The sequence below is a fragment of the Georgenia sp. genome (assembly GCF_054605595.1).
This window is the reverse complement of the sequence record NZ_JBTSDU010000116.1, coordinates 1-2,660: the sequence shown is the minus strand read 5'-3', so window position 1 is coordinate 2,660 and position 2,660 is coordinate 1. Positions and strand designations below refer to the sequence as shown.

Here is a 2,660-nt window from a genome sequence, read left to right as displayed (position 1 = left end):
GGGTGACCACCGCTCACCCCTCGCGGTCGACCGGCTCCAGGAGGGACAGCAAGATCTGCCGCACGGTGTGGGACTGGGCCTCAGGCGGGAACGCCCATGCGGTCCATGAGCGTGTTCGCGACGCCGGCGAGGTACTCGGCGCCCCACTCGGTGAGGTAACCGACATCTATCTGGGCGCCGTCTACCTCGGCGATCAGAGCGAGATATTCGGTGCGGGTGCCGTAGCGGGATGCGAACTCGTCCGCCGAGATGAGGTCGACCGAGCCGTACACCGCGCCGGGGGTGACAGCGCCGCGGTAGGCGCCGAGCGGGTGCTCGACAAGGCCGGACCGCACACCACCGGTGACGTTGCCGTCGGCGTCGCGCACCAGGGTTCCGGCGGACTGGTCGAACCACAGTGAAGGGGCGGCGGGCGTGTTGGTCTTGGCCCAGGAGATGAGCGCCTCGGCCGCGCCGATGATGGTCGGCTCGAGCGGGTAGGGGTTCAGGGCGTCACGGAACGCCTGGTCATGGACGGCGGTGTTCGGGAGCCGCCCAGCCCGGTAGATCTCGGCATCGGCCGGGATCACCGTCGAGAGCAGGTCGGTGTGCGGGGTACCCGGCACCTGCCAGTGCCGCCGGTTCTCGGGCAGTTCCTTCTGGGCGAGCGTGCCCGTGCCGAAGAGCCCGGCGTCGCCCTCGGAGGTGACGCTGATGAACGGGACGTCGAGCGCGGGCTCGGACCCGGGCACGGCGACGAAGCCGTCGTGGTCGGCCTGGCGCAGCGGACGCTCGAGGACCGCGCCGACACTGTCGAGGTAGCCGTCGAACACCGGCCCACGGTTGGCCGCGGTGACCACCTCGTGGAAGTTGCTGGCGTAGGTGTTAAGGTAGACGCCCGACTGGGACTGGCCCATGAGGAGCACGGTCTTGGCCTTCTGCCCGCCAAGGACCGCACGGCCGTCCTTGGCGTCGAGCAGGGTGCCGACCTGCGTGAGGATGTCCCAGGCGAGGCCCTCCTCGGCACCGGGCACCACCATGAACGGGTTGAACGAGCTCGGGTCCGCCGGGTCGGCGATGATCGGCTCGCGCGGCACGTCCGCGACGTCCCAGGTGAGGTCCGCGTAGCGCGCCGGATCGAAGTTCTTCAGGGCGTCGACCTGGATGGGCTTGGACGTCACGCCGATGACGGTGTGTCCCTCGTCCATGGCCCAGTCCCACATCCGGCGCCAGTGGTCCTCGCCGGGGAAGCCGTTGGAGGCGTTGAGGATGTCCACGAGCACCACCCCCGAGGATTCGGACTTCTTGGCCGGACGGCGGACGAGGATGTTGTTGACGTAGGGCACATCCTCGTCGACGACAGTGAGCTCGCCGCCGGCGTTGTCATAGACGTTCGCGGTCCCGGAGAGGAAGAACTCCTCCTCGACGTAGCCGCGTGCGGTCAGGTCGAGCGGCACCCGGGCGTGGTCCATCGTCGACCACAGGTAGCTGACCCCGGTCTCCTGGATCGGTCCTTCGACGGCCGGGACTGCGGTGAGTGAATCGGCGATCGAGTCGGGGATGTGGTCAGCCTTTGGCGCGGCGCCGGCTGGTGCCGCGGCCAGGGTGAGGCCGAGCGCGCCGATGCAGGTTGCGCCCAGGACTGCTCGAACACGGCTTTGAAAGAACTGTTGGGTCATTGCGGGTCCCCCCTGGGAACAGCGTTGTTCGGTGCACCGGCTCAGTACCCCAAAGGGAGGGGCGCGCTGCCGGTGGTGCGGCGAATGGCTGCCGCCATCCCGCATCGTGGGGGTCGACGATCGTCGGAGTCAACGTGTTGCCACCTGTTCGACGAGGGCCTCGCCACCGCTCCTGCGATGCGCGGGCAACACCCTCACGACGACGTCGCCCGCTGAGCGGCTCATGGGCTGCGCCGTGCCGTCGCGCACTGTGAGCCGTGAGCCGTGAGCCGTGCCGTGCCGCCGCGCGGCGCCGTGGCATGCCGGGCGTGGGGGATCTGGGGCCGTTCTTCAGGTGCGCAGGTTTATCGGAAAGAGACTGCTGATTGTCCGAAATGGTTGACAATGGGCGGTTGGCGACTAAAATTGTCGGTGGCAACAGAGATCGGGCCGAGATCGAGAAGCGTCGGGCCGGCTGCAACGTGGCACGCCACCCACCTTCTGACAATGGCATTCCGAATTCGGCGGACGAGATGAGTTGATTGTCATGCGAGTGAGGAAGACGGAGCTCCCGGAGCCGAGCGAGGGGCTCGAGTGGTCCGTGCGTCAACGCGGCGACGCCGTCGTGCTGCGTCTGCGGGAGCGCGGGTTGCGGGGCCGGGTGCTCGCGACCTGGAGCACGAAGAGCCTTTCCGGCCTGACACCCGATCCGGAGACCGCGCTCCAGCAGGTGGCCACGCAGCTGGCGGCGCATGTGGCCGCGGGCCACCGTGCCGCCGCCTGACATCCCGGAGGTCCGGAGGAGAACCTGACGGGCCACCGCATCGCCGCGTCGGAGAACAGGATTCGGACGGCGGAGGCATAACGTCGTCACATGGATGAGGCTGGGCGCAGACGCCGCCCGCGGTGGCGCATGCCGATCCTCCTGGCCGCCGCCGTCGCGGTGGTCGCCGGCATCGGTGACGCGCTGGACGGGTCGGCGCCGGACTCGCCCGCCGCCCCGGCGAGCAGCACCACCTCGGC

General features: G+C 69.2%; 2 protein-coding genes. One reads left to right on the top strand and one right to left on the bottom strand.

The window, feature by feature from the left end; translation table 11 throughout:
- Positions 1-80 precede the first annotated feature (80 nt).
- A complete protein-coding gene (locus ACYC1Z_RS12115; RefSeq protein WP_461409784.1) occupies positions 81-1,658 on the bottom strand; it encodes an alpha/beta hydrolase domain-containing protein in 1,578 nt (525 codons plus the stop codon).
- A gap of 532 nt (positions 1,659-2,190) precedes the next feature.
- Between ACYC1Z_RS12115 and ACYC1Z_RS12110 the strand changes: the two genes are divergently transcribed.
- Positions 2,191-2,421 (top strand): hypothetical protein, encoded by a 231-nt coding sequence (locus ACYC1Z_RS12110; protein WP_461409783.1) that lies wholly within the window; start codon positions 2,191-2,193, stop codon positions 2,419-2,421.
- Positions 2,422-2,660: the final 239 nt, after the last annotated feature.

Bases quoted from the DNA above. Each gene is read 5' to 3' on its own strand.
- ACYC1Z_RS12115 (WP_461409784.1), bottom strand. From the start codon at position 1,658: ATGACCCAACAGTTCTTTCAAAGCCGTGTTCGAGCAGTCCTGGGCGCA.